General features: G+C 58.1%; 21 protein-coding genes and 1 tRNA gene. 20 read left to right on the top strand and 2 right to left on the bottom strand.

What is annotated here, in order from left to right:
- Nucleotides 1-4: 4 nt before the first annotated feature.
- Both N645_RS0112095 and N645_RS0112090 read right to left on the bottom strand, forming a co-directional pair.
- A complete protein-coding gene (locus N645_RS0112095) occupies nucleotides 5-565 on the bottom strand; it encodes a DUF924 family protein (protein WP_238559248.1) in 561 nt (186 codons plus the stop codon).
- A 35-nt stretch (nucleotides 566-600) separates the two neighbouring features.
- Nucleotides 601-676 (bottom strand) — tRNA-Thr (locus N645_RS0112090).
- 597 nt (nucleotides 677-1,273) lie between these two features.
- Between N645_RS0112090 and mnmG the strand changes: the two genes are divergently transcribed.
- The 20 genes from mnmG to N645_RS0111990 all read left to right on the top strand — a co-directional run bounded on the left by mnmG (nucleotide 1,274) and on the right by N645_RS0111990 (nucleotide 26,497).
- Nucleotides 1,274-3,169: a tRNA uridine-5-carboxymethylaminomethyl(34) synthesis enzyme MnmG gene (gene mnmG, locus N645_RS0112085; protein ID WP_024461777.1), complete on the top strand. Its 1,896-nt coding sequence runs from the start codon at nucleotides 1,274-1,276 to the stop codon at nucleotides 3,167-3,169.
- Nucleotides 3,166-3,804: a 16S rRNA (guanine(527)-N(7))-methyltransferase RsmG gene (gene rsmG, locus N645_RS0112080; protein ID WP_024461776.1), complete on the top strand. Its 639-nt coding sequence runs from the start codon at nucleotides 3,166-3,168 to the stop codon at nucleotides 3,802-3,804. Before mnmG ends, rsmG begins: the two co-directional genes overlap by 4 nt.
- 414 nt (nucleotides 3,805-4,218) lie before the next feature.
- Nucleotides 4,219-5,019: a ParA family protein gene (locus tag N645_RS0112075; protein ID WP_024461775.1), complete on the top strand. Its 801-nt coding sequence runs from the start codon at nucleotides 4,219-4,221 to the stop codon at nucleotides 5,017-5,019.
- A gap of 45 nt (nucleotides 5,020-5,064) precedes the next feature.
- Complete coding sequence (locus N645_RS0112070) at nucleotides 5,065-5,967, top strand: ParB/RepB/Spo0J family partition protein (RefSeq protein ID WP_024461774.1); 903 nt, start codon at nucleotides 5,065-5,067, stop codon at nucleotides 5,965-5,967.
- Between the two features lie 239 nt (nucleotides 5,968-6,206).
- Nucleotides 6,207-6,554 (top strand): ATP synthase subunit I, encoded by a 348-nt coding sequence (locus N645_RS0112065; protein ID WP_024461773.1) that lies wholly within the window; start codon nucleotides 6,207-6,209, stop codon nucleotides 6,552-6,554.
- A gap of 28 nt (nucleotides 6,555-6,582) precedes the next feature.
- Complete coding sequence (atpB, locus tag N645_RS0112060) at nucleotides 6,583-7,515, top strand: F0F1 ATP synthase subunit A (protein ID WP_024461772.1); 933 nt, start codon at nucleotides 6,583-6,585, stop codon at nucleotides 7,513-7,515.
- 48 nt (nucleotides 7,516-7,563) lie between these two features.
- On the top strand, nucleotides 7,564-7,800 hold the full coding sequence (atpE, locus tag N645_RS0112055; RefSeq protein ID WP_024461771.1) for a F0F1 ATP synthase subunit C: 237 nt from the start codon (nucleotides 7,564-7,566) through the stop codon (nucleotides 7,798-7,800).
- 97 nt (nucleotides 7,801-7,897) lie between these two features.
- Nucleotides 7,898-8,368 carry a F0F1 ATP synthase subunit B gene (locus N645_RS0112050; RefSeq protein WP_024461770.1) on the top strand — a complete coding sequence of 157 codons (471 nt, stop codon included), beginning with the start codon at nucleotides 7,898-7,900 and terminating at the stop codon, nucleotides 8,366-8,368.
- Between the two features lie 12 nt (nucleotides 8,369-8,380).
- Entirely contained in the window at nucleotides 8,381-8,917 is a 537-nt protein-coding gene (locus tag N645_RS0112045) for a F0F1 ATP synthase subunit delta (RefSeq protein ID WP_024461769.1), read from the top strand.
- Nucleotides 8,918-8,933: 16 nt separating this feature from the next.
- Nucleotides 8,934-10,478 carry a F0F1 ATP synthase subunit alpha gene (gene atpA, locus N645_RS0112040; RefSeq protein WP_024461768.1) on the top strand — a complete coding sequence of 515 codons (1,545 nt, stop codon included), beginning with the start codon at nucleotides 8,934-8,936 and terminating at the stop codon, nucleotides 10,476-10,478.
- A 52-nt stretch (nucleotides 10,479-10,530) separates the two neighbouring features.
- On the top strand, nucleotides 10,531-11,397 hold the full coding sequence (gene atpG, locus N645_RS0112035) for a F0F1 ATP synthase subunit gamma (protein ID WP_024461767.1): 867 nt from the start codon (nucleotides 10,531-10,533) through the stop codon (nucleotides 11,395-11,397).
- A gap of 103 nt (nucleotides 11,398-11,500) precedes the next feature.
- The gene (gene atpD / locus N645_RS0112030) at nucleotides 11,501-12,886 is read left to right on the top strand and encodes a F0F1 ATP synthase subunit beta (RefSeq protein ID WP_024461766.1); all 1,386 of its coding nucleotides are present in this window, start codon (nucleotides 11,501-11,503) and stop codon (nucleotides 12,884-12,886) included.
- A 54-nt stretch (nucleotides 12,887-12,940) separates the two neighbouring features.
- On the top strand, nucleotides 12,941-13,372 hold the full coding sequence (locus tag N645_RS0112025; protein ID WP_024461765.1) for a F0F1 ATP synthase subunit epsilon: 432 nt from the start codon (nucleotides 12,941-12,943) through the stop codon (nucleotides 13,370-13,372).
- Between the two features lie 127 nt (nucleotides 13,373-13,499).
- Nucleotides 13,500-14,870 (top strand): bifunctional UDP-N-acetylglucosamine diphosphorylase/glucosamine-1-phosphate N-acetyltransferase GlmU, encoded by a 1,371-nt coding sequence (gene glmU / locus N645_RS0112020; protein ID WP_024461764.1) that lies wholly within the window; start codon nucleotides 13,500-13,502, stop codon nucleotides 14,868-14,870.
- Between the two features lie 32 nt (nucleotides 14,871-14,902).
- A complete protein-coding gene (locus N645_RS0112015; RefSeq protein ID WP_024461763.1) occupies nucleotides 14,903-16,360 on the top strand; it encodes a phospholipase D-like domain-containing protein in 1,458 nt (485 codons plus the stop codon).
- Nucleotides 16,361-16,452: 92 nt separating this feature from the next.
- Entirely contained in the window at nucleotides 16,453-19,026 is a 2,574-nt protein-coding gene (locus N645_RS0112010; RefSeq protein WP_024461762.1) for a family 20 glycosylhydrolase, read from the top strand.
- 141 nt (nucleotides 19,027-19,167) lie between these two features.
- Nucleotides 19,168-22,248: a TonB-dependent receptor gene (locus N645_RS0112005; RefSeq protein ID WP_024461761.1), complete on the top strand. Its 3,081-nt coding sequence runs from the start codon at nucleotides 19,168-19,170 to the stop codon at nucleotides 22,246-22,248.
- Between the two features lie 185 nt (nucleotides 22,249-22,433).
- Complete coding sequence (locus N645_RS0112000) at nucleotides 22,434-23,198, top strand: DeoR/GlpR family DNA-binding transcription regulator (protein WP_024461760.1); 765 nt, start codon at nucleotides 22,434-22,436, stop codon at nucleotides 23,196-23,198.
- Between the two features lie 367 nt (nucleotides 23,199-23,565).
- Complete coding sequence (gene glmS, locus N645_RS0111995; RefSeq protein WP_024461759.1) at nucleotides 23,566-25,395, top strand: glutamine--fructose-6-phosphate transaminase (isomerizing); 1,830 nt, start codon at nucleotides 23,566-23,568, stop codon at nucleotides 25,393-25,395.
- A gap of 94 nt (nucleotides 25,396-25,489) precedes the next feature.
- Nucleotides 25,490-26,497 carry a GNAT family N-acetyltransferase gene (locus tag N645_RS0111990; RefSeq protein ID WP_152521698.1) on the top strand — a complete coding sequence of 336 codons (1,008 nt, stop codon included), beginning with the start codon at nucleotides 25,490-25,492 and terminating at the stop codon, nucleotides 26,495-26,497.
- Nucleotides 26,498-26,583 lie beyond the last annotated feature (86 nt).

Raw genomic sequence — 26,583 nt, 5'->3', positions numbered from 1 at the left:
CCGGTCAGAACGACGAGCCTGGCTCCTGCAGAAATTTTCGCTCCTCCTCCGTGCTCTCCCGCCCGAGTATGTCATTGCGATGGGGATAACGTCCGAATCGTTCGATGATTTCCCAGTGGCGAATCTCGAACTTGAGGTTGTTCTCCAATCCCGGCTGATCGAACAGCGTCAGCGCCTGCTGATGAATCACCGCCGATTCACTGTGCATATAAGGCATATATAAGAAGGCCCTGGCCAGTGGTTCCAGCGCCTGGTCCGCCCCCTGCCGCACCGCCTCCTGGGCTAACACCAGCGCCAGGGCATCCTGAGCGAACGCCTCCGGACGATCCCGATAGATATTGCGGGAGAACTGATCGAGCACAATCACTTCCGCCAGACGCCCTTCCGGCGTATCTCGCCAAGCCCATAACTCGCCATACTTGGCCTGCTCCAGCAGGTGGCCAAACCTCGCACCAATCGCCTGATCCAACACTGAATCTTTCTTGAACCACTGACTGGGCGTCAGCTCTTCGAACCAGAACTGAAATACCGTTCGGGCAACCTGTGGCATTTTCGGCGGGGACATAGGTTCTCCAGGGACTCGTGCAAAGACGGTTGAGGTGGTGCCGCAAAGAGGAATCGAACCTCCGACCTACTGATTACGAATCAGTTGCTCTGCCGACTGAGCTATTGCGGCGCTGAATTTATTTAATAGCAGCCTCCGGTGGTAATCAATCCCCAAGGGCCTGTTCGCCCCCTCGGGCGAGTTATTCACACCTGTGGACAATAGTTACCCACAGCCCTAGCCGACTTCAACCCGTAAACTTACGACGGTTATCCACACTTGTTCACAGGTTTCACCCATAACCGATTGATTTTTAGTGAATTCAAACTTTTGCTGGGGATAACCCTGTGAACGTCTGGGGGTAAAAGCTGGCTATGAAATTGGGGATAACTCGAGCTTTGCCGATTTTCTGTATAACTCGGCTTTTCGTCACCAGCTTGCGGTCAGCTTGTCAGCCCCTTACCCGCGCTTTGTCCCGTGGGTTACTATTACGCTAAGTCATTGTCTGATAAACAGTTTTTAGACTTCTACACAGATTTTTGGCTCACCATTAGTAGTAACAGCATTAAATACTTAACTAACTTATCTATTAACTTATTTATTTAATACTTATCTGTATAACTGATTAATTTGACTTTGTTTAGAAACTGAACAACTTTTGTACAAATCCGATTCAGGCCCTATAATGCTCGCCCTTTTTCACCGGTACGGCCCCGGAGGCCTCCAGCTATGATTTACCCCGAGCGCTTTGACGTCATCGTCATCGGCGGCGGTCACGCCGGCACCGAAGCCTGTCTGGCGGCCGCTCGCATGGGCTGTAAAACCCTCCTGCTCACCCATAACGTCGACACCCTGGGGCAGATGTCCTGCAACCCGGCCATTGGTGGGATTGGCAAAAGCCATCTGGTGAAAGAAATCGACGCCCTGGGTGGCGCCATGGCCATGGCGACCGACCGTGCCGGTATCCAGTTCCGGGTGTTGAACTCACGCAAAGGGCCCGCGGTGCGCGCGACCCGTGCTCAGGCGGATCGGGCGCTGTACAAAAGCGCCATCCGCAACCAGCTCGAAAACCAGCCGAATCTGAGTATTTTTCAGCAGGCGGCCGATGACCTGATCGTCAATGGCGATACCGTCGAAGGTGTGGTTACCCAGATGGGGCTGAAATTCATGGCACCCACCGTGGTGCTCACCACCGGAACCTTTCTCGGCGGCAAGATCCACATCGGCCTGGAAAACCACGCCGGCGGTCGGGCCGGCGATCCACCGGCCCAGACCCTTGCGGCCCGCTTGCGGGAACTGCCGCTGCGCGTTGATCGCCTGAAAACCGGCACTCCGCCGCGCATCGATGCCAAAAGTGTGGATTTCAGTGAGCTGCAGGAGCAGTGGGGCGACGAGCCCAGACCGGTCATGTCGGCTCGCGGTTCGCGGGATTGGCACCCACAGCAGGTGTGCTGCTGGATCACCCATACCAACGAGCGCACCCACGACGTCATCCGCGGCGGGCTGGACCGCTCCCCCATGTATTCCGGGGTTATCGAGGGCATTGGCCCGCGTTATTGCCCGTCGATTGAAGACAAGATTCACCGGTTTGCGGACAAATCCTCGCATCAGGTGTTTATCGAGCCCGAGGGGCTGAACACCCAGGAACTCTACCCCAATGGCATTTCCACCAGTCTGCCGTTCGATGTGCAGCTGGAGCTGGTGCGTTCGATCAAAGGCTTCGAAAATGCCCACATCACCCGCCCGGGCTACGCGATTGAGTACGATTACTTCAATCCCCAGGACCTGAATTACAGCCTGGAAACCAAGGCCATTGCCGGCCTGTACTTTGCCGGGCAGATCAACGGTACCACCGGCTACGAGGAAGCCGGTGCCCAGGGCCTGCTCGCCGGCATCAACGCCGCCCGCCGCGCCCGGGACCTGGACGCCTGGTGCCCGCGCCGCGATGAGGCCTACATCGGCGTGCTTGTGGACGACCTGATTACCATGGGCACCCAGGAGCCCTACCGGATGTTCACCAGCCGGGCGGAATATCGTCTGCTGCTGCGCGAAGACAACGCCGACCTGCGCCTGACCGAACAGGCCAGGGCCATGGGCCTGATTGACGACGACCACTGGGCGCAATTCTGCCGCCAGCGCGATGGTATTGCCCAGGAGCAGGAGCGTCTGAAAACCACCTGGGTTCAGGCCGATTCCGACGCGGCCAAGACACTGGAAAGCAAAATTGACGCCCCGCTCAACCGGGAATACAGCCTGTTTGAATTGCTCAAGCGCCCGCAGCTGAATTACCCCGATGTGGCGGGCCTGAAAGGCGAACCGGTGGCGGATGAGCGCGTTGCACTGCAGGTAGAAATTGATGCCAAGTACTCGGGCTACATCGATCGCCAACAGGACGAAATCAATCGCCTGCGCGCCCACGAACAGACCCTGATTCCGACCGAATTCGATTTCGACAAGGTCGAGGGCCTGTCCAACGAAGTGAAGCAGAAACTGAGTGCCGCCCGTCCAGAAACCCTGGCCCGGGCCTCGCGCATACCGGGCGTGACCCCGGCGGCGGTGTCGCTGCTGCTGATTCACCTGAAAAAGCGCGGCCTGCTGCAGCGGGAGACCTCCCAAGCCTCATGAGCGAACCCCTGAAGGCCCGGCTGACGGCGGGCATTGCCGAGCTGGGCCTGACCATTACCGAACACCAGACGGAGCAACTGCTGACTTACCTGCAGGAGTTCCACAAGTGGAACCGGGCCTACAACCTGTCCGCAGTACGCGACATCGACGCCATGCTCGACCGGCACCTGCTCGACAGCCTGAGCGTACTGGCCCATGTGCAGGCCAGAACCCCCCGGCGGCTGATCGACGTGGGTACCGGCGGCGGCCTGCCCGGCATCCCCCTGGCCATCGCCCTACCCGATTGCCAGATCACCCTGCTCGACAGCAACGGCAAGAAAACCCGGTTCCTGTTCCACATCAAAACCCTGCTCAAACTCAATAACGTCAGCGTGGAAAACCGCCGTGTCGAACAGTTCCGGCCCGACCAACCGTTCGACATCGTGATCAGCCGCGCCTTTGCCAGTTTGGCGGATATGGTATCCGGGTGTGAGCACTTACTCTCGTCAGAAGGCCTGTTTATGGCCATGAAAGGGGTGTATCCAGAGGCTGAATTGGCGGAAGTGGAGGATCGGGTTGAGCTGGTTCAGAGCCACCCGTTGCAGGTCCCCGGCAATGAGGGGGAGCGGCATTTGTTGGAGATGAGGTTGAGTTAGTACGTCCAGGGCATCACGCCCGGGCCGCTACGGGGTACACCCTTCCAAGACACGCCGTGAATACATCCCTGTAGGCTCGCATCGCGGGTCCCCCGCTCCACGGTCTTGGAAGGGTGTACCCCGTAGCGGCCCTCATTGGCAATATTCACGTGTTTCGCGCTCTCCCAAAGTTCCGATCTTGGCAGGGAGGTTGGGAGTGGAGTTTTACTTCACAGGACCGTAGAGCGGGGGACCCGCGATCCGAGCCCCCAGGGATGGGTTTACGGCGTGTCCTGTGAAGTAAAACTCCACTCCCAACCGGTCGTGATGCCTCCTCGACGGTTTACGTCCACATCCGGACTTGTCCCCAGCCCTCGCTTGCCACACAATACCCGGCTTTGATCCTGTTTCTCGAATAATCCAAAGGATAACGCTTTGACCCGAATCTACGCGGTAGCCAACCAGAAAGGCGGGGTGGGCAAAACCACCACCTGCGTCAACCTGGCCGCCTCCCTGGTGGCGACGAAAAAACGCGTCCTGCTGGTGGATCTGGACCCCCAGGGCAACGCCACCATGGGCAGTGGTGTGGACAAAAGCGAACTGGAACTGACCGTCTACGACGTACTCACCCGCCGGGCCGACGCCCGCGAATGCCTGCAGACCTCCGAATCCGGACAGTTCAAACTCCTGCCCGCCAACGGCGACCTCACCGCCGCCGAAGTGGAAATGCTCTCTCTCGACGGCAAAGAACGCCTCCTGTGGGACGGCCTGCAACCGATTAAAGACGAATTCGACTACATCATCATCGACTGCCCGCCCTCGCTCAACATGCTCACGGTCAACGCCCTGACCGCCTGCGACGGCGTGATCATCCCCATGCAGTGTGAATACTACGCGCTGGAAGGACTCTCGGCCCTGATGAACACCATTGGCCGGATTCAGGAACTGCTCAACCCCAACCTGAAAATCGAAGGCCTGCTGCGCACCATGTATGACCCGCGCAACAGCCTGACCAACGACGTTTCCGCCCAGCTCTCCCAGCACTTTGGCGACCGGCTCTACCGGACCTGCATTCCGCGCAACGTGCGTCTGGCCGAAGCGCCCAGTTACGGGCAGCCGGTGCTCAGCTACGACCGCCAATCCAAGGGGGCAATCGCCTACCTGGCACTGGCGGGGGAAATCATCCGGCGCAACGAAAACGACGAGAAGGCCGCTGCTCACGCAGCGCACTCCTGAAGCAACCATCACTGAATTACAGCAAATCATCAGCAGGGCAAGGTAATGGCGGGAAAACGCAAAGGCTTAGGCAAAGGCTTGGATGCCCTTCTGGGGGCGGGCGTGACGCCGGCTCCGGCGGATACACCCACTCCGGATTCGCCTCAGGCCGTCGAGGAAGCACTGGCCGATGGCCGGCTCGCCCACATTCCGGTGGAAATGATTCAGCGCGGGCGCTACCAACCCCGTCGCGACATGCACCCCGAGGCACTGGAAGAACTTGCGGACTCCATCAAAGCCCAGGGCGTGATGCAGCCGATCGTGGTCCGGCTTATCGCCCCGGAAAAATACGAAATCATCGCCGGTGAACGTCGCTGGCGGGCCACTCAACTGGCGGGTCTGGACAAGATTCCCGCAGTCATCCGGGATGTGCCCGACGAAGCCGCCATTGCCATGGCGCTGATCGAAAACATCCAGCGCGAAGATCTCAACCCGATCGAAGAGGCCATGGCCCTCAAGCGGCTGCAGGAAGAATTTGAGCTGACCCAGGGCGAAGTGGCCCAAGCGGTGGGCAAATCCCGCACCACGGTGACCAACCTGTTGCGCCTGATTGCCCTGACCGAGGAAGTCAAAACCATGCTCGAGCATGGCGACCTGGAAATGGGCCACGCCCGGGCGTTGCTCACTCTGGAGCCCGAAGATCAGCGGGTCGCGGCCCGTCAGGTGGTCGGCAAGGCCCTGTCGGTCCGGCAAACCGAGACCCTGGTCCGCAATCTTCAGGAGCAGAAGCACAAGAACACAGTAAAGCCGGCTGCGCCCTCGGCGGATATTCGCCGCCTGGAGGAACAGCTTTCGGAGACATTGGGCGCCGGTGTGGCCATTCAACACACGGCCAAGGGCAAAGGCAAGCTGGTGATCAATTACAACAATCTGGACGAGCTCGACGGCATTCTCGCTCACATCAAATAGCGGGTTTTTTGAGTAATCGGTCAAAACGGCAAAAAGTGAGAATTATCCGATAATTAGCGGCGTTGTAAATGCTTCCGACTCAGGTTGAAGCGGGGGGGCTTTATCCCTATAATGCTGCGGCCCGGTCGCTTGGCGTCTGGGCTGGACACTCAGGTCGAACAGACGAGCTTTTGATAAACGCCACGCCATCACGACAGCGCCGAACACAGTCGATTGCCCGGCCTCCGGTTCTTTCGCGCTTGTTGTTGTTCTGGCTGCTGCTGTTCATCGCAGCGGGGAGCCTTTGGCTGTTTGAGACCCGACTGGGCCTGTCAGCGCTCTGGGGAATTGCGGTCAGCGCCCTCCCCGGCGCCTGTTTTGCCTGGTACAGTTTCCGCCGCTTGGGCGGTGCCCGGCAGTCCGGAGCCGCGGTGCAAGCCATTTACCGGGCGGAAACCATTAAGTTTTTACTCACGGCGGCATTGTTTGCGGCTGTGTTCATGCAGGTGAAAGAGATTCATCTGGCGGCATTTTTTATCGCATTTGCCGGTGCACACCTGGGCGCCAGTCTGGTCACCGCCCGCACCCTGGCGCGTCACCAGGGCTAGGTTGAACTCACACAAAGAGACTATTTGGATGGCAGCGGAAGAGTACACTCCCACAACTACCGAGTATATTCAGCACCACCTGACCAACTGGACCTATGGCAAACTGCCGGAAGGCTCCTACTGTGACGGCTATCAGGTGCAGGAAACCACCGGCTGGACGGTGGCCAAATGTTCCGAAGCCATGTCTGCCATGGGATTCAATGCCATTCACCTCGACTCCATGGCCTGGTCCATCGGTCTCGGTCTGTTGTTTATCGGCGTTTTCCGCTGGGCGGCCAAAAAGGCCCACGCGGGGGTTCCCACCGGTCTGCTGAACTTTGTTGAAATCATCATCGAGTTCATCGACAAAACCGTCAAAGACGGCTTCCAGCATAAAAACGCCATGATCGCCCCGCTCGCCCTGACCATCTTTGTCTGGGTGTTCCTGATGAACTTGATGGACCTGGTGCCGGTGGACTGGATTCCCTCACTGGCGATGTGGATCGCCGGCGACAGTCACTTCTACTTCAAGATCGTGCCCACCACCGATCCGAACATCACCCTGTCCATGGGCTTTACCGTATTCCTGCTGATGATCGGCTTCAGTATCGTCAAAAAAGGCTTTATGGGGTTCGTCAAAGAACTGACCCTGCACCCTTTCCATACCGACAAGTGGTATGTGAACCTGCTGCTGATTCCGATCAACTTTGCCCTGGAGTCCATTGCCCTGATCGCCAAGCCGATTTCTCTGGGCCTGCGACTGTTCGGCAACCTCTATGCGGGTGAAATGATTTTTATCCTGATCGCCACCATGTATTCCGCCGGCCTGATCATCGGTATTTTCGGCGGCTTCCTGCAGTGGGGTTGGGCGGTGTTCCACATTCTGGTGATTACCCTGCAGGCCTTCGTATTCATGGTGTTGACCATCGTGTACATGGCCATGGCGCACCATGTGGAAGACGAAGACCAGTTTACGCACTAACGTTTTGAACAACTCACTTATCTTTTTTTAAAACTGAGGAGAACTACCATGGGTATGGCACTGATTGCTGTTGCACTGTTGATTGGCCTGGGCGCACTGGGTACCGCTATCGGCTTCGCTCTGTTGGGCGGTAAGCTGCTGGAAGGTTCCGCTCGTCAGCCGGAACTGGCTCCGATGCTGCAGGGCAAAATGTTCCTGATCGCCGGTCTGTTGGACGCCGTTCCGATGATTGGTGTAGGTATCGCCATGTACATCCTGTTCGTTACCGTACCGGGCCTGGCGTAAGACCTCGCGAACTCCCAGAAACCCGATCCGTGTGCATCACCGGTTGTGAGCGCACACGGTTAAAGCCAAAAGCGTTACTGGAACAGAGGTTATCGGCGTGAACATTAATTTGACCCTAATCGGACAGTCCATCGCGTTTATTTTCTTCGTGCTGTTCTGCATGAAGTACGTGTGGCCGTTCATCACCGACGCAATGGCCGAGCGTCAGAAGCGCATTGCGGATGGCCTGGCCGCCGCGGATCGCGCCGACAAGGATCTGGAACTGGCGAAAGAGAAAGCCGCCAAGACCCTGCGCGAAGCCAAACAGGAAGCGGCCGGTATCGTCGAGTCCGCCAATAAGCGCGCCGCCAAGCTTGTTGAAGAAGCCAAAGACCAGGCTCGGGTAGAAGCCGAGCGTATCCGGTCCGCGGCCGAAGCCGAAGTGGAGCAGGAAGTGAACCGTGCCAAAGAGAAGCTGCGTGGCCAAGTGTCCCAGTTGGCTCTGCTCGGTGCACAGAAAGTGCTGGAAGCGGAAATTGACGAATCCAAGCACAAGTCCATGATCGACAAACTGGCTGCCAATCTTTAAGTGAGGTGAACTGTGGCTGAACTGACTACCCTCGCCCGACCCTATGCCAAAGCGGCGTTTCAATACGCGCTGGAAGCACAGGATCTGAGCGGTTGGGCCCAGCAACTGGCGACTCTGGCCGGCGCCAGCCAATACGGCACCATGGCCGATCGTATCGCGTCACCGTCACTGTCGGCCCAACAACAGGCCGACGTTCTGATCGAGGCCTGCGGTGACGAACTGAGCCAGCCAGTGCGCAACTACGTTCAGCTTCTGGCCCAGAACAAGCGTCTGATTTTGTTGCCGGAAATTCAGCAACTGTTCGAGGCGTTCAAGCACGCCCAGGAGCAGTCGGTGGATGTCGAGCTGACCACCGCCTTCACCCTGGCGGATGCCGAGCAGGAAAAACTGGCTCAGGCTCTCAGCGACAAGCTCAAGCGCAAAATCAGCGTCCGGGCCCAGGTCGACGAACAGCTTCTGGCGGGCGTTATCGTTAAAGCAGGTGATTTGGTCATCGACGGCTCGATGCGCGGTCGGTTAGAAAAACTCGCCAAAGCAATCAATTCGTAGGATTGAGGAAAAAAGCATGCAGCAGCTGAATCCATCCGAGATTAGCGACATTATCAAGCAGCGCATCGACAAACTCGATGTGTCCGCCGAAGCCCGCAACCAGGGCACGGTGGTTTCCGTGTCCGACGGCATCGTGCGTATTCACGGCCTGATGGACGTGATGTACGGCGAGATGATCGAATTTGAAGGCGGTCGTTTCGGTATGGCACTGAACCTGGAGCGCGACTCCGTCGGTGCGGTAATTCTGGGCGACTACCTGGGTGTGGCCGAAGGCCAGACCTGTAAGTGCACCGGACGTATTCTGGAGGTGCCGGTAGGCCCCGAGCTGGAAGGCCGCGTCATCGATGCACTGGGTAACCCGATCGATGGTAAGGGTCCGGTTGACACCAAAGAAACCGACGCCATTGAAAAGGTGGCTCCCGGTGTTATCTGGCGTCAGTCTGTTGACCAGCCGGTTCAACTGGGTCTGAAAGCGGTTGACTCCATGGTGCCGATCGGTCGCGGTCAGCGTGAGTTGATCATTGGTGACCGTCAGATCGGTAAATCCGCCATTGCGGTAGACGCCATCATCAACCAGAAAGACTCCGGTATTAAGTGTATCTACGTGGCCATCGGCCAGAAAGCCTCCTCCATTGCTTCTGTGGTTCGCAAGCTGGAAGAGCACGGCGCCATGGATCACACCGTTGTGGTGGCTGCTACCGCTTCGGATCCGGCGGCCATGCAGTACCTGGCGGCCTTCGCCGGTTGTACCATTGGTGAGTACTACCGCGACCGCGGTCAGGACGCGCTGATCATTTATGATGACCTGACCAAGCAGGCCTGGGCCTATCGCCAGATCTCCCTGCTGCTGCGTCGTCCGCCGGGCCGTGAAGCCTACCCGGGTGATGTATTCTACCTGCACTCGCGTCTGCTCGAGCGCGCTGCACGAGTCAGTGCCGATTACGTTGAGAAGTTCACCAATGGTGAAGTGAAAGGCAAAACCGGCTCACTGACCGCGCTGCCGATCATTGAAACCCAGGCCGGTGACGTATCGGCGTTCGTACCGACGAACGTGATCTCCATTACCGACGGTCAGATCTTCCTGGAAACCTCGATGTTCAACTCGGGCATCCGTCCGGCGATGAACGCCGGTATCTCGGTATCCCGTGTGGGTGGTTCCGCACAGACCAAAGTGATCAAGAAACTGTCCGGTGGTATTCGTACCGCTCTGGCTCAGTATCGCGAACTGGCGGCTTTCTCCCAGTTTGCCTCTGACCTGGATGAGGCCACCAAGGCTCAGCTGGAGCACGGTGAACGTGTGACCGAGCTGATGAAGCAGAATCAGTACTCGCCGATGAGCATTGCCCAGATGGCACTGGTTCTGTTCTGCGCCAACGAAGGCTATCTGCAAGACGTGGAAGTAAACAAGGTTCTGGACTTTGAAAGTGCCCTGCTCTCCTACGCTGAAAGCGAAGGTGCCGACCTGTTGAAAGAAATCAACGAAACCGGCAACTGGAACGATGAGCTGCAAGGCAAGATGAAAGCCCTGGTGGACAAGTTCAAATCCACTCAGACCTGGTAAGACCGGCGGTGCCGAAAGGCACCGCTTCATTCACGCTTGAGGGCCTTTGAGTATGGCAGGCGCAAAAGAGATTCGGACGCAGATTTCGAGCATTAAAAGCACGCAGAAAATTACCAGCGCGATGGAAATGGTCGCCGCGAGTAAGATGCGTAAAGCTCAGGAGCGTATGGAGCGGGGCAAGCCCTATGCCCAGCGCATGCGTGCCGTGGTCGGTCACCTGGCCAACGCCAACCCCGAATACAAAAACCGCTATATGGAAGAGCGCGAAGTCAAACGGGTGGGTTACATCATTGTCTCCAGTGACCGCGGTCTGTGTGGTGGCCTGAACGTCAACGTGTTCAAGGCCGCACTGAAGTCCATGAAGTCCTGGTCCGAGCAGGGTGTGGCAGTGGATCTTTGCTTGCTGGGTGCCAAAGCCGGTGCGTTTTTCAACAGCCACGGCGGCAATGTGGTAGCCAGCGCACGCGATCTGGGTGAGGCGCCGACCGTCGCTTCCCTGATTGGCAGCGTCAAGGTCATGCTGGACGCGTTTGGCGAAGGCAAGATCGACAAGCTTTACCTGGTCGGTAACGAATTCATCAACACCATGACTCAGCAACCTGAAGTTCAGCAGTTGTTGCCGCTGGTGGCCGAAGAAGACCAAAAGCTTAAGCACCACTGGGATTACCTGTACGAGCCGGACGCCGAGCAACTGCTCGACGGTCTGCTGATTCGTTATATCGAGTCTCAGGTGTATCAGGCAGTGGTTGAAAACGGCGCCTGTGAGCAGGCCGCGCGTATGGTGGCCATGAAGAGCGCCACCGACAATGCCGGTGACCTGATCAGTGACCTGCAACTGGTGTACAACAAAGCCCGTCAGGCCGCGATTACCCAGGAGCTGTCGGAAATTGTGGGCGGTGCCGCCGCCGTGGCCTCTTAAGGCCCAGAGCTGAGAACCCTTTTTTGAGTTAAAACCTTCAGTCTCAGGCTGCCCTCGTCATTCACTGACAGTCGGCCGGATCTGAAACCAAGAGGAACCGGAAATGAGTAGCGGACGTATCGTACAAATTATCGGCGCCGTGATCGACGTGGAATTCCCGCGCGATGCCGTGCCGCAAATCTATGATGCACTGAAAGTCACCGAGCAAGACCTGACTCTGGAAGTGCAGCAGCAACTGGGCGACGGCGTGGTACGCACCATTGCCCTGGGCTCCTCTGAAGGTCTGCGTCGTGGTCTGGATGTGAGCAACACCAAGGAGCCGATCAAGGTTCCGGTGGGCACCAAAACCCTGGGTCGTATCATGAACGTCCTGGGCGACCCGATTGATGAGGCCGGCCCCATCGGTGAAGACGAGCGCATGCAGATTCACCGCGATGCCCCGGCGTACGAAGAACTGGCCGCGTCCAACGAGCTGCTGGAAACCGGCATCAAGGTGATCGACCTGGTATGCCCGTTCGCCAAGGGTGGTAAGGTTGGTCTGTTCGGTGGTGCCGGTGTGGGCAAGACCGTGAACATGATGGAACTGATCAACAACATCGCCAAAGAGCACTCCGGTCTGTCGGTATTCGCCGGTGTGGGTGAGCGTACCCGTGAAGGTAACGACTTCTACCACGAAATGACCGACTCGAAGGTTGTGGACAAGGTAGCGATGGTTTACGGCCAGATGAACGAGCCACCGGGTAACCGTCTGCGTGTTGCTCTGACCGGTCTGACCATGGCGGAGAAGTTCCGCGACGAAGGTAAGGACGTTCTGCTGTTTATCGACAACATCTACCGTTACACCCTGGCGGGTACCGAAGTATCGGCACTGCTGGGTCGTATGCCGTCTGCGGTAGGTTATCAGCCGACTCTGGCTGAAGAGATGGGTGTTCTGCAGGAGCGTATTACCTCCACCAAGACCGGCTCCATCACCTCGGTACAGGCCGTATACGTACCCGCGGATGACCTGACTGACCCGTCTCCGGCGACTACGTTTGCTCACCTGGATTCGACCGTAGTATTGAGCCGTGACATTGCCTCTAAAGGTATCTACCCGGCCATTGATCCGCTGGACTCCACCTCTCGTCAGCTGGACCCGCTGATCATTGGTCAGGAGCACTACGAAGTGGCTCGCGGTGTTCAGACCGTACTGCAGCGCTATAAAGAGCTGAAGGACATCATCGCCATTCTGGGTATGGATGAGCTGTCAGAAGAAGACAAGCTGACCGTATCCCGGGCCCGTAAAATCGAGCGTTTCCTGTCCCAGCCGTTCCACGTGGCCGAAGTATTCACCGGTTCACCGGGCGTTTACGTGTCCCTCAAAGACACCATTCGCAGCTTTAAAGGCATTCTCGACGGCGAGTACGACGATCTGCCGGAGCAGGCGTTCTACATGGTTGGTACCATCGAAGAAGCCATCGAGAAAGCCAACAAGGCCAAGAAAAAGTAACCCGCCGGCCCGGCAATGCCGGGCCACTGGCCCTGAAGCGTTAGAGGCAGAAATATGGCTATGACAGTTCACTGCGATATTGTCAGTGCAGAGCGGGAAATCTTCTCCGGGTTGGTGAAGATGATCGTGGCCACCGGTACCCTGGGTGACCTGGGTGTGACCTATGGTCACGCTCCTTTGCTGACCGGCCTTGAGCCGGGCCCGGTGCGCATCGTCAAGGACAATGGTGAGGAAGAGATTTACTACGTTTCCGGTGGTTATCTGGAAGTGCAGCCTTACCACGTCACCGTGTTGGCGGATACCGCCCTGCGCGCTGATGATATGGATGAAGCAGCCGCCCAGGAAGCCAAAGAAACCGCCCAGAAAGAGCTCACCAACCAGTCTGGCGAGATCGACTATTCCAAGGCCGCGGTTCAGTTGGCGGAAGCCGCCGCTCAATTGCGTACTCTGCAGTCCATTCGCAAGAAGTTGGGCAGCAACAAGTAGGCCTCGCCGTGCATGGCATTGGCAACAGAAAAGGGTGGCTGATCGGCCGCCCTTTTTTTACGTCCGTCACACTACGATTGTTCCCCCTAATTTGTCCTGATCAACGGTTTGTTGAAGGAGTCGCCGCATGACCACCCCCCTTGATATCGTCATTCTCGCTGCCGGTAAAGGCACCCGGATGCGCTCGAACCTGCCCAAGGTGCTTCATCCCGTGGGCGGCCGCCCTCTGGTGCAGCATGTGATCGACAGCGCCCGGGCACTGGGCAGTGATCAGATTCTGGTGGTGGTGGGCCATGGCGCCGAACAGGTCGAGGCCCGCATGGCGGCCGACGATATCCGCTTTGTGGCCCAGACCGAACAGCTGGGCACCGGCCACGCGGTGCTCCAGGCCCTGCCCCATTTTCGTGACGATGCGACGGTACTGATTCTTTACGGCGATGTGCCGCTGACTCAGGCAACGACGTTGGAAAAGCTGGCCCAGGCGGTGACCGACACCACCATCGGCCTGCTGACCGTGAATCTTCCCGACCCGGGGGCCTACGGACGTATCCTGCGCGATGCTGCCGGCCAGGTTGAGGCGATTGTTGAATACAAAGACGCCAACGACGAGCAGCGCCGGATCACCGAAATCAACACCGGAATTATGGCTGCTAAAGCCAAACACCTGCGCGAGTGGCTGCCGGCACTGAGTAACGATAACGCCCAGGGTGAGTACTACCTGACCGACATTATTGCCATGGCGCGCCAAAGTGGCCTGGGCATTCATGTGGCTCAGCCGGACACACCGGAAGAGGTGGAAGGCATCAACAACCGTCAACAGCAGGCGGCCCTCGAGCGGTACTACCAGAGTCGTCAGGCGGAAGAGTTGATGGTCAAAGGGGTCACCCTGATGGACCCGGCTCGATTTGACTGCCGTGGCCGGCTGACCGTCGGGCGGGATGTGGTCATTGATGTGAACTGTGTGTTTGAAGGCGAGGTCATGCTGGAAGATGGCGTGCACCTAGAACCCAACTGCTACCTGAAAGACTGCGTGATCGGCGCGGGCACTGAAGTCAAAGCCAACTCGGTGATTGAGGGCGCACGGGTATCCAGCCATTGCGCCATCGGGCCCTTTGCGCGTCTGCGCCCGGGCACCTTACTGGCCGATGGGGCCAAGGTCGGCAACTTTGTGGAAATCAAGAAAGCGACCATTGGCGAAGGCAGCAAGGTCAACCATCTGAGCTACATCGGCGACAGCAAGGTCGGTTCCGGTGTGAATGTCGGCGCCGGCACGATTACCTGTAACTACGACGGGGTCAACAAATTCCTCACGGAAATCGGGGACAATGCTTTTATCGGTTCCAACAGCGCGCTGGTGGCGCCGGTCAAGTTGGGCAAGAACACGACGGTGGGTGCCGGGTCGATCATCACCAAAGACGTTCCCGATGAGGAACTGGCGATTGCCCGCGGCCGCCAGCGTAACATTCAGGGCTGGCAGAGACCGAGTAAAAAAGACTGACTCAAAGAGTCACCAGAAAGGACGCAATATCGATGACTAAATGGGTACCGGGGGCGATCATTCGTCGCCCATTTCGCAGCATGTTCGGGCTGCTGTTGATTGTGGTTTTGGCGGTGGGCCTGTGCGGCGCTTTCAGGCCGCTCCCCGAAGGTATCAGCATGGAAGCCCCCGCCCGAGGGGCAACCCGGGTCCAGTTTCTCGCCGATCGGACCTATATCGATCCGCAGGGGAAACGACAAACCGAGCAGCGAATTTTTGACGAGGTCTTCCGTCTGGTCGATCAGGCGGAACGGTTCATTCTCGTGGACATGTTTCTGTTCAATGCCTACCAGGGGCAGTTGACCGACACGCATCGGGCGCTGTCCGACGAGCTGACCGACCGGCTTATCGCCCAAAAACGCCGTCACCCAGAGATTCAGATTCTGGTGATCAGTGATCCCCTGAATACCTTGTACGGTGGCTTGCCCTCCCCTCATTTCCAACGGTTAGAAGCCGCCGGCATCTCGGTGACCCTGACCGATCTCACCAGGCTGCGCGACAGCAATCCCCTCTACTCCGCGTTCTGGCGTCCTTTTATTCAGCCCTGGGGAAACACCGAAACGGATACGCTACCCAATCCATTTGGGGAGGGTCGGGTGTCTCTGCGCAGTTACCTGGCGTTGATCAACTTCAAGGCCAACCATCGCAAACTGATTATCGCCGATCAGGACAACGAGCTGACTGCCCTGGTTACATCGGCCAACCCCCACGACGGAAGCAGCGCCCACGGCAATGTCGCGTTGCGCTTCGGTGGTCAGGCGGCGTGGGACCTGCTCGACAGTGAAGCCGCCGTTCTTACCTTCTCTGGCGGACCCGAGCCAAGGCCGTCCCTGGATCGACCTGAGGGTGAAGTCGCCGGTTCTGCCCTGTCGGTTCAGGTGGTGACCGAGCGTGCCGTTGAGCGAGCCGCTCTGGACATCATCAATGGCGCAGCCGCGGGGGAGCGGTTGGACCTGGCAATGTTCTATTTATCGGACCGACACCTGGTTCGGGCTCTGCAGGAGGCCGCACAGCGCGGCGTTAAGGTGCGGGTGTTGCTCGACCCCAACAAAGACGCCTTCGGGCGCGAAAAAAATGGCGTGCCCAATCGCCCCGTTGCCCACGGGCTGGTCAATGCCGGGGTCCAGGTTCGGTGGTGTGATACACACGGTGAGCAGTGCCACTCCAAATGGCTGATGCATCAAGATAGCCGAAGTCGGGCACGGATGTTGTTGGGCTCCACCAATTTCACTCGCCGCAACCTGCACAGCCTGAATCTCGAAACCAGCGTTGTACTGCGGGGATCTTCCGACTCTGAGCCGTTAACCGCAGCCGCGCAATGGTTTGATGATCGTTGGCATAACCGATCCGGCAAACAGTACAGCCTGGACTACACCGCCTACGCCGATGAAAGTCTGTGGCCCCGACTGCTGTATCGAACCATGGAGGCAACTGGGATAAGCACTTTCTGACCTAACCAGGAAAGAATCCATAATTAGTTAGACAACGTTGTCCGTTGTAAGCTATGCTCCACCTTGGACCATGCCCCAAGTGGAGATCAATAATGATAGTACGTACCGTCCTGCTCCTGTCAGTCGCGCTTTTTGCCAGTGTGGGCAGCCTTGCCCAACCACTCAGCGACGCCCAATTGAAGGCATTTGCGGCCCAGACCGAATGGCGTTTTGCCGTGGTCAGCAACATCGGAGAAGATGGCCCACAAGCCCGAATCCGGCTGCACAACCGTTCCGACGTGGCGCTGCCGGAGGGCACCGGTGACTGGCGGTTGTATTTCCACTCGGTGCGTCGGGTGAGTGACACCACCGTGGCCGGCCTGCATTTGACCCATGTTCAGGGGGATTTACACCGGGTAGCGCCGACCGAGGACTTCCCGGGCCTCGCCCCGGGAGAGTCCTTGGAGCTGTTCTATGAACCCTCCTCGGCCATGGCGGCCTATACCGATTTTATGCCCCGCGCCTTTATTCATCGCCCGGGTAGCGAACCCGCGGTGTTTGCCAATACCGACACCGAAGACATGAGCCGCTTTGTCGAAGTATTCGACCGGGAGGCCCAGCAGCGTCGCTCGGCCCAGGATCAGGTGCCGATTGCTACCGCCGAGCGCCGCTACGAACGCAACCGGGCCACCCACTCGCAGCGGGTGTCCGATCAGGCGGTGCGCCAGCGCATCATTCCCAAGCCGCTGTCCCTGGAAACCCATTGGGGCAGCGCGACTCTCTCGCCGGACTGGACCATTCACTACGCCGGTCGTCTGAGCTCAGAGGCTGACTACCTGGCGGAGCAGCTCTCGACGCTGTTCGATGCTGAATTCTCGCGTGCGGCGGACCATGAATCGGTCTCGGGCCCCAGAATCAGCCTGAGGGTGGCGTCTGAGGATACCGATCTACCGGAACAGGCGGAAAGCTACCGGCTGGAAATCGACGACGATCAGATCCGCATCACCGGTCGGGACAATGCCGGTGCTTTCTACGGCCTTCAGAGTTTATTGAAACTCTTGCCGGCGACCATGGACAGCGATTCGGTCACCCTGCCCAATCTCACCGTGCTCGATGCGCCCCGCGCCGGTTGGCGGGGGATGCACTACGACATGGGCCGTAACTTCCACGGCCAGGCTGTGACCCTGCGCCTGATCGAACAGATGGGCCGCTACAAGCTCAACAAGCTGCATCTGCACCTGACCGAGGACGAAGGCTGGCGCCTGGAAATCCCCGGCCTGCCCGAATTGACAGAGGTGGGAGGTGAACGCTGCTTTGATCCGGAAGAGACCGACTGCCTGCTCACCCAACTGGGCACCGGGCCGCATAAAAGTGGTAGTGGCAATGGCTATTACACCCGGGACGATTTTATTGAGATTCTCGAGTACGCCGCCGCAAGGCACATTGAAGTTATCCCCGAAATCGATATGCCCGGTCATGCCCGGGCGGCCATCAAGTCCATGGACGCCCGTTACCGCCGTTTGATGGCCGCGGAGCAACCGGAGGCCGCCCGTCAGTACCTGCTGTCTCACCCCGAGGACACCTCGGATTACATGACCGTACAGAACTACACCGACAACTCCATCGATGTCTGCCTGGACTCCAGCTATGCCTTTGTGGACAAGGTGATGTACGAGCTGCAGCAGATGTACCGTGACGCCGGACTCAAGCTGAACATCTTCCATATGGGAGGCGATGAGGTGGGCAAAGGCTCCTGGACCGGCTCCCCCGCCTGCCGGGATCTGATTGCCGAACGCGAAGGCATTGCCGGTGTTGCAGATCTGAAGCCCTACTTTGTCAGCCGCGTTGCCGCGCTGGCGAAAAAGCGGGGCCTGGCCCTCGCCGGCTGGGAAGACGGCCTGATGTACGACGCGAACAATCCGTTCAACCGGAGCCAGTTTGACAACGATCGGGTCATCGCCAACGCCTGGGATAACATCTGGGAATGGGGCGTGGCCGACCGGGCCTACCGCCTGGCGAACGCCGGCTATGAAGTGGTGCTCTCCCACGGTACTCACCTCTATTTCGATCATCCATACGAGGCACACCCCGAAGAGCGTGGCTACTACTGGGCCACCCGGTACACCGATACCCGCAAAGTGTTCGGATACATGCCCGAACACCTCTACGCCAACGCCGACACCACCCGCAATGGCGCGCCCATCGACAACCTCGAGGCGCTAGTGGGGCGCGCCCTGCCGCCCCTGAAACAACCGGACAACATCCTCGGCATTCAGGGCCAGGTCTGGACCGAAACCATCCGTACCCCGGAGCAGCTCGAGCGCATGGTCTACCCCCGCCTGCTCGCCTTGGCCGAGCGCGCTTGGCACAGAGCCGAATGGGAAGGGGACTCTTCCAGTGCCGAGGCTCGCGCCCGGGAATTTGCGGTGTTCGCCCGAACCCTGGCGGAACGCGAATTACCGCGCCTCGCCGAATCCGGTGTCCAGGCGTATCTGGCCCCTCCGGGTGCTCGGTGGGAAAACGGCCAATTGCAGGTGAACACCGCCCTGCCCGGCCTGACGGTCGAAGTCAGCACCAATGGCCTGGACTGGCAAGCCTTCCAGGCGCCGGTATCGGCCGAGCAGGCACCGGTGATGTTGCGCACCCGTCTGGACAACAACGTCAGTCGTTCGACCCGCCTGGATTGACCGGCGGGTGGTACCGGAACAACTTTTTACAAAAAAGTGTTTGACAATGTTGTCCCATCGGGCGTAAAAAGAGCATAGGCTAGAAAACAGTAGTACCAACAACGTCCATCAAAACAACATAAGATCCGTTAGGAGGTCGTCATGGAAACTCGCAGCAAAGCATTCAATAAACCCAGGGGGTTCAGAAAAACCCTGCTCGCATCCAGCATTTCATCACTGCTGATCGCACCCGCATTGGTGCAGGCTCAGGATGAGCCCATGCTGGAAGAAATTGTGGTCACCGGCGTGTACGCCTCCCAGCTCAACGCGGTGAACACCAAACGCGATGCGGCCTCGGTCGTAGATGCCATTTCCGCCGAAGATATCGGCAAGCTGCCGGATGTCACCATCGCCGACTCCCTCCAGCGGATTCCCGGTATTCAGGTGGAGCGAACCGCCGGTGAAGGTGGTCCGGTCCAGATTCGCGGCCTGGCCAATGTCGCCACCTCGCTCAACGGCGAAACCTTTCTGAGTGCCACCACCATCGATTCATCTGGCGCCGACTTTGGTGACTTGCCCTCCCAGCTGTTCTCCGGCGCCGATGTCTACAAATCCCCGCTGGCGACCCTGAGCACCCTGGGTATTTCCGGCACTGTGGATCTGAAAACCCGCCGCCCGTTTGATCTGGATAACGGTTGGACTTTCTCTGGTTCTGCAGAGGTCGACCAGGGCTCGATCAGCGAGGAGACCGATCCCACGGTTAGTGGTTTGGTTGGTTGGACAAATGACAACGTTGGCTTTCTGGTCAGTGCGGTAACCACCGAGAAGAACTTGTCCAGTAACTTCAACGGCTGGAATGACACCTCCGAAAACGGCGGGAACCTGGGTTGGCACAACAACAACCATACCTACTGGGGAATTGGTCCGGCCACCCCCTACGATTTTTATTACACCGTGCCTCATGGTGTGACCGCATTCAATAAAGCGGAAGAGCGTCATCGGGACGGCCTGAACCTGTCTTTCCAGGCGGAACTTGCGGATGGTGTAGAGCTGGTCGTTGATCATTTCTACAGCAAGCAGGAACGTTGGAACCGGCGCGCCGGCTTTAACCACAATAGCCGCTGGCAGGGTTTCAACCACTATGCGCTACCGGTGGAGGAAGGTCTTACCGAGGATCGCTTCGAGTACGAAGGCAATAGCTGGGCCACTACCACCATGTACGATCTGAATCCCTACCGGATGCAGTCGTTCACCCAGACCAACTACAACCTGGAAGAGTCCAACAACAGCAGCGCCGAGTTGAACTTTGACATGGGTGGTGCTCTCACCGGTCAGGTTCGACTGACCCGCGCCAGTGCCGATGCTCAGATGCGTCATGGCTATATCGAGGGCGATCTGCTCAGCATTGATCAGGGAAGCCTGGTGACCGGCCCCGGCGGCCTGCGCCCGGCGGGAGATTGCACGGGTGACAACGCCATTCCCGGCGAGCCGGTGGGTGAAGACGGTGGCTGCTTTATCCAATTCTCACCCAATGGTATTGAAACCAACGATTTCCAGATCCGCTACGATGCGTCCGGAGAACACCCGGCGTTTAGTGGCTTCGATCAAACAGTCGACGGTGGTCTGGGCGAGCAGTCGGTAGCGGATTATATGGCCGACATCAGTGCCTACCACGTCGGTGCCGGCTCGTCCGAGGGTAATACCGACGACGAAGCCACAATGAACACCTTCAGCACTCGCTGGAACTATGCCTTTGATGACCAGCCTTTTGGTATTACCAGTGTTGATGTCGGTCTGCGCCAAAGTGAGCGCTTTGTGGATCACGAAGTTTTCTCCTACTTCGCGGAATTCGAAGACACCGGCTGTCAGGCGCAATGGAAAGCGGTAGACCAGTTCGCGGGCACCGCGGAGTGTGATCCCGATCTGCAACAAGGTGAGTTCCTGGTCGATGAAAATGGTGATCCGGTTCTCGACGAAAACGGTGATCAGGAATATGCGCCATACACACTGATTCCACCGATGACCCTGGATCAGAATGCCGATGTGGTCTGGATCGACGATTTCGGACCCGTGTCCGGCATTCCCGGAGTCTGGGCTGTGGATCCGCGCGAGCTTGACGATACGCTGGCCTTCCAGGAGCGCGTCTTCGGTGAACAGATCAAGTACGAACAGCCGGGGGAAACTTACAGCGTCGGCTTAAATGAGTTCAGCTACTTCACCCAAGTCAACTTCAACTACGACGATTTTGTCACCGGTAATCTCGGGGTCAAAGTCATCGAAACCGACCTGACCGTGGTTCAGAATGAAGTGGGCGCTCAAGTGCCGCACTCCGGCGTGTCCTATGATACCGGTGATGTCGTGACCCGCCGGAGCTACACAGACGTCTTGCCAAGCCTGAACGTCGCCATCAACGCGACCGATGACGTGATTGTTCGTCTCGGCTACGGTGAAACCATGCAGCCATTGAACCTGATGGACTGGGGTGGTGCCAAGCGTGTGGGCCGCACCTTCAATGACGACTGTCAGTGCATGCGCGTTGTGGATGGCAGTCTGAACGGTAACCCGGAGCTCGATCCCACTCGCGCCAAAAACTATGACTTGAGCGCGGAATGGTATTTGGGTGATGCCTCAATGGTGAGTGCCGCCATGTACCGGATCGAAATCGACAGCTTTGTCCAGACCGATACCATCATGTTGGACGAACCGGATAGCGATGGCATTAACCGCGGTCCCTGGCCTTTCTCAGCTTTGGTTCAAGGTACCGGTGGCGAGGTGAATGGTTTCGAGCTGGCCGCGAAAGTTGCTTTTGGCGACCTGACCGACGGTTTCCTGTCCGATTTCGGCTTTGATGTGAACTACACATTGTCCGAAAGCTCGCAGGACGCCACCGGCCTGGCGGGCAAAGAGCTGCCCTTCCCGAACAACTCGGAGGATACCTACAACATCGTCGGTTGGTATGAGAACGACCGGTTGTCGGCCCGTCTGGCGTACAACTTCCGCTCGCCCCGTCTGATCGCTATTGGTGGCGCTGCCACGCTGGCTGAACAGGCCCTGTACCAGGATGACTATGGCCAACTCGATCTGAACGTCACCTACGACATCACTGATCAGTGGTCCGTGTACCTGAACGGCGCCAACATCAATGAAGAGTATCAGGACACCTACCTCGAATTTGAGGATCAGAAAGTGTTCCAGAACATCTATGAGGCCCGCTGGGCTCTGGGTGCCCGTTTCACCTACTAAGTTGATCATCATCTGACTCAGCAGGGCAAGGAGGCCCAATCGTTGCGCCACCGGGGTCGCCCTCGGTGGCTTTTTATTGATGTTTTCTCTTCTCTCTACCCCCTCCTACCTGCGAAAAACCTTGCATTACCCTTTCGATCCACTAGAATATCTTTCAAATCGAAACTTGTCGTCTGAAGTGGATCATGAACAAACGCAACACCCAGCAGCGCCGCCGCGCCATTATCGACATGCTCACCCAGGCGGGTGAGGTGAGTGTCGAGCACTTGGCCCAGCATTTCGGTACCTCCGAGGTGACGGTCCGCAAGGATCTGGCGGCCCTGGAGGACAACGGCCTGCTGCTGCGCCGCTACGGCGGCGCCGTGCCCCTGCCCCAGGAAATGATCGTCGACCCGGGTACCGAAAAAGTTTCGGAACGAAAGCAATCCATGGCCAAGGCCGCAGCGGACCTGATTCTGGACCACAATCGCATCATCATCGACAGCGGCACCACCACCGCCGCCCTGCTGCCGGAGCTGTCCCATAAACAGGGGCTGGTGGTGATGACCAACTCTCTGAACATCGCCAACGCCCTGCGTGAGCTGGAAAACGAACCCACCCTGCTGATGACCGGCGGTACCTGGGACCCACAATCCGAAGGCTTTCAGGGGCAGCTGGCCGAACAGGTGCTGCGCTCCTACAACTTTGACCAGCTGTTTATTGGCGCCGATGGCCTGGACCTGGAACGCGGGACCACCACGTTTAATGAGCTGTACAGCCTGAGCCAGGTAATGGCCGAGGTGGCGCGCGAAGTCATCGTGATGGCGGAATCGGACAAATTGGGCCGGAAGATCCACAACCTTGAATTGCCCTGGGAGCGGATTGCTTATCTGGTGACGGATTCGGGTTTTCCCGATGACGCCAAAGCCCAACTGGAAAGCCAAGGGGTTGAAGTCATTCGGGCGAGTTAGTTCTCCATCTCGTTTTGGGGTGGGGATCGGGTAGATGAGTGCGAGACACGCCGTAAACCCATCCATGGGGGCTCGGTTACCTGCCGTCCAGGCAGGTAACGGTCTCGCACTCATCTACCCGATCCCCGTCACGTACTGGGCTAAAGAATTACCGCAATCAGAAAGTTAACGCTTTGAATAATTTAGGCTTTTAGGTAACTAGAACCTGGAAGCGTGAAAGGAGTTGGGTACGGGCCTCATGGACCGTTACCCGCCTGGACGGCGGGTAACCGAGCCTACATGGACGTATTCACGGCGTGTCCATGAGGCCCGTACCCAACTCCTACCCCAACAACTCATTTAGAACGTTCTAAAAAGGAGAAAGATTATGTGTGGCATCGTAGGCGCCGTAGCGCAGCGGGATGTAGTGGATATTCTGGTCGAAGGCCTTCGGCGCCTCGAGTATCGGGGCTATGACTCCGCCGGTGTGGCTGTGGTCAACAACGGTGAACTCAAACGCCTGCGCCGGCTGGGCAAAGTCAAAGAACTGGCCGACGCCGTCGCCGCCAGCCCCACCCCGGGCGGCACCGGCATTGCACATACCCGCTGGGCCACCCACGGTGAGCCGAGCGAGCGCAATGCCCACCCACACGTCTCCAACGACCAACTGGCCGTCGTGCACAACGGCATCATCGAAAACCACACCGCCCTGAAAAAAGAGCTTGAAGCGGCGGGTTACCAGTTTGAATCCCAGACCGACACCGAGGTCATTGCCCACCTGGTCCACAAAACCCGGAAAGAGACCGGCGATCTGTTGAGTGCGGTGCAGAAAGCGGTGAAACAGCTCGACGGCGCCTACGGCACCGTACTGATGGACGCCAACGACGCCGAGCGTCTGGTGGTGGCCCGCTCCGGCAGCCCGTTGGTGATCGGCCTGGGCATTGGGGAAAACTTTATCGCCTCGGACCAGCTAGCCTTGTTGCCGGTGACCCGCCGGTTTATCTTTTTGGAAGAAGGCGACGTGGCGGAAATCACCCGCACCAGCGTGCGCATTTTTGATAAAGACGGCAATGCCGTCGAGCGCGAAGAGCATGAGTCCACCGTCAGCTACGACGCCGGGGACAAGGGCCAATACCGTCACTTCATGCTCAAGGAAATTTACGAGCAGCCCCACGCGGTCACCAACACCCTCGAAGGCCGTCTGGGCAAAGAGAGTGTGCTGGACGAAACCTTCGGCAACGGGGCCGCCGAGCTGCTGAAGAAAGTGAAGCACGTCCAGATCGTCGCCTGTGGTACCAGCTACCATTCGGCCATGGTCGCCCGCTATTGGCTGGAATCCCTCGCGAATGTCTCCTGCAGCGTGGAAATCGCCAGTGAATTCCGTTACCGCAAATCCGTGGTCCAGCCCGACAGCCTGGTGGTCACCATCAGCCAGTCCGGCGAAACCGCCGACACCCTCGCCGCTCTGCGCCTGGCCAAGGAGCTGGGTTATCTCGGCAGCTTGACCATCTGCAACGTGGCAGGCTCCTCCCTGGTGCGCGAATCCGACCTGGCCTTTATGACCCGCGCCGGGGCGGAAATCGGTGTGGCCTCCACCAAAGCCTTCACCACCCAACTGGTGGGTCTGGCGATGCTTGTGCTGGCACTGGGCAAATACAATGGCCTGAGTACCGAACAGCAGGCCGACATGGTTCAGGCCCTGAAAGGTCTGCCGGCCAAGCTCGAAGAGTCACTGTCGCTCGCGGAGCGCATTGAAGACCTGGCCGAAGAGTTTGCCGATAAACACCACGCCCTGTTCCTCGGTCGGGGCGATCAGTACCCGATTGCGATGGAAGGTGCGCTCAAGCTCAAAGAAATTTCCTATATCCACGCCGAGGCCTACGCCGCGGGCGAACTCAAGCACGGCCCCCTGGCGCTGATCGATGCGCAGATGCCCATCATCGTGGTCGCGCCGAACAATGAACTGTTGGAGAAGCTCAAATCCAACGTGGAAGAAGTCCGCGCCCGCGGGGGCATCCTCTATGTGTTCGCCGATGTGGAAGCCAACTTCGCCTCGGATGAGACCATGCGGGTCATCAACGTCCCCCACTGCCACCCCTGGCTGGCGCCGATTCTCTATACCCTGCCCCTGCAATTGCTGAGCTACTACGTGGCCATCATCAAGGGCACCGACGTGGATCAACCGCGCAACCTGGCGAAGAGTGTGACGGTCGAGTAACCTGTCGTCTTTGTAGATTCTGAGGCGATCCGAACCATCGAGTACCAACTTGGTGGATCGGATCGCCAACAATAACGCAGAGGTAGACAGCAGGATGATCACAATACGGCGGGCCACCTACGATGATGTGCCGGCGCTGCATGCGCTGGCTGAGCGGTTTCTGCTCGAGAATCTGAAAGACCCCGAAAATACCGGTTTTCTGATATCCAACTTTTCCCTCGATGTCTACAAAGCGTATGTGGACAGCGCCGAGTACTTCTGGGTGGCCGAGGAAGACGGCAAGTTGGGTGGATTTCTGCTGGCTTATAAAAGTGAATCGATCAAACCCGAAGAGGTAATCAATTCCTGCCTGCGCTATTCCGTGATCCAGCCATTTACCCTGATCAAGCAGATCTGCAGTAGCGGTGAGGTGCGCGGCGCGGCGTCGGCGCTGTACCAGACGCTCTTTGACGAGATGGATACCGAGCTGGCGCTGGCGGCGGTTGTGAACGAGCCGCTGAACACCAAGTCGATTGAATACCATCGCAAACTGGGCTTCGGCCATTTGTGGGATCTGCACCCCCCGGCCGACTACGATGGCGTGACTCGCACCCGGTCCATCTGGTTCTATTCCAAAACCGGCACCCGACCTCAGACTCGCATGGCGCAAGTGGACCGCTCCGAGCTGGTGCAGCACCTGATCGAAAAAGAACAGGGAACGGTCAACCTCTACATGCATGAGGACAACCTGAACTGGACCAAGCTGGGTATGTTAGTCACTTTTATGACGGCGCTGCTCACGGCCTTTGGTTTCCTGCTGGAGCGGGACCCAACCACCACCAACAACTGGATTGTCAGTGTCCTGGTGGTGTTCGGGTTTGTGGTGAACATCATGTTCTATCTGAAATTGAAGTCAGGGCTTGCGTTTCTGAATCATCACAAGAAGAACCTGCGCCGCTTTGATGATGCCCTGGCCGGGATGTTGCCATCCATCCCCTCGTACCTCGATCGTAAAACCGGCAAGCAGTCCGTTACTGTGCGTGTCATGGTTGTCTTGCCCGTGTTCAGCCTGGGACTCTGGGCGGTGTGCGCCGGGTTACTGCTGCACCGGTACTTTTTATGATCGGGCAGTGACGGGTGTCTCAACACAAAGGCGCGGGCTCGATTAGAGTACAGGGTTTGTTTACTGACTAGGTGCCATACGCAGGG

Origin of the sequence: Marinimicrobium sp. LS-A18 (assembly GCF_000463525.1) — a bacterium.
In the GTDB taxonomy this organism is placed as follows: Bacteria; Pseudomonadota; Gammaproteobacteria; order Pseudomonadales; family Cellvibrionaceae; genus Marinimicrobium; species Marinimicrobium koreense.
Note: the sequence above shows the minus strand (reverse complement) of the source record. Positions and strands in the feature narration are given on the sequence as shown.

What these genes read in the sequence shown, in the direction of transcription:
- N645_RS0112095 (WP_238559248.1), bottom strand. Translation starts at nt 565, where the DNA reads ATGTCCCCGCCGAAAATGCCACAGGTTGCCCGAACGGTATTTCAGTTC.
- mnmG (WP_024461777.1), top strand. Translation starts at nt 1,274, where the DNA reads ATGATTTACCCCGAGCGCTTTGACGTCATCGTCATCGGCGGCGGTCAC.
- rsmG (WP_024461776.1), top strand. Translation starts at nt 3,166, where the DNA reads ATGAGCGAACCCCTGAAGGCCCGGCTGACGGCGGGCATTGCCGAGCTG.
- N645_RS0112070 (WP_024461774.1), top strand. Translation starts at nt 5,065, where the DNA reads ATGGCGGGAAAACGCAAAGGCTTAGGCAAAGGCTTGGATGCCCTTCTG.
- atpB (WP_024461772.1), top strand. Translation starts at nt 6,583, where the DNA reads ATGGCAGCGGAAGAGTACACTCCCACAACTACCGAGTATATTCAGCAC.
- atpE (WP_024461771.1), top strand. Translation starts at nt 7,564, where the DNA reads ATGGGTATGGCACTGATTGCTGTTGCACTGTTGATTGGCCTGGGCGCA.
- atpA (WP_024461768.1), top strand. Translation starts at nt 8,934, where the DNA reads ATGCAGCAGCTGAATCCATCCGAGATTAGCGACATTATCAAGCAGCGC.
- atpG (WP_024461767.1), top strand. Translation starts at nt 10,531, where the DNA reads ATGGCAGGCGCAAAAGAGATTCGGACGCAGATTTCGAGCATTAAAAGC.
- atpD (WP_024461766.1), top strand. Translation starts at nt 11,501, where the DNA reads ATGAGTAGCGGACGTATCGTACAAATTATCGGCGCCGTGATCGACGTG.
- N645_RS0112025 (WP_024461765.1), top strand. Translation starts at nt 12,941, where the DNA reads ATGGCTATGACAGTTCACTGCGATATTGTCAGTGCAGAGCGGGAAATC.
- glmU (WP_024461764.1), top strand. Translation starts at nt 13,500, where the DNA reads ATGACCACCCCCCTTGATATCGTCATTCTCGCTGCCGGTAAAGGCACC.
- N645_RS0112015 (WP_024461763.1), top strand. Translation starts at nt 14,903, where the DNA reads ATGACTAAATGGGTACCGGGGGCGATCATTCGTCGCCCATTTCGCAGC.
- N645_RS0112010 (WP_024461762.1), top strand. Translation starts at nt 16,453, where the DNA reads ATGATAGTACGTACCGTCCTGCTCCTGTCAGTCGCGCTTTTTGCCAGT.
- N645_RS0112005 (WP_024461761.1), top strand. Translation starts at nt 19,168, where the DNA reads ATGGAAACTCGCAGCAAAGCATTCAATAAACCCAGGGGGTTCAGAAAA.
- N645_RS0112000 (WP_024461760.1), top strand. Translation starts at nt 22,434, where the DNA reads ATGAACAAACGCAACACCCAGCAGCGCCGCCGCGCCATTATCGACATG.
- glmS (WP_024461759.1), top strand. Translation starts at nt 23,566, where the DNA reads ATGTGTGGCATCGTAGGCGCCGTAGCGCAGCGGGATGTAGTGGATATT.
- N645_RS0111990 (WP_152521698.1), top strand. Translation starts at nt 25,490, where the DNA reads ATGATCACAATACGGCGGGCCACCTACGATGATGTGCCGGCGCTGCAT.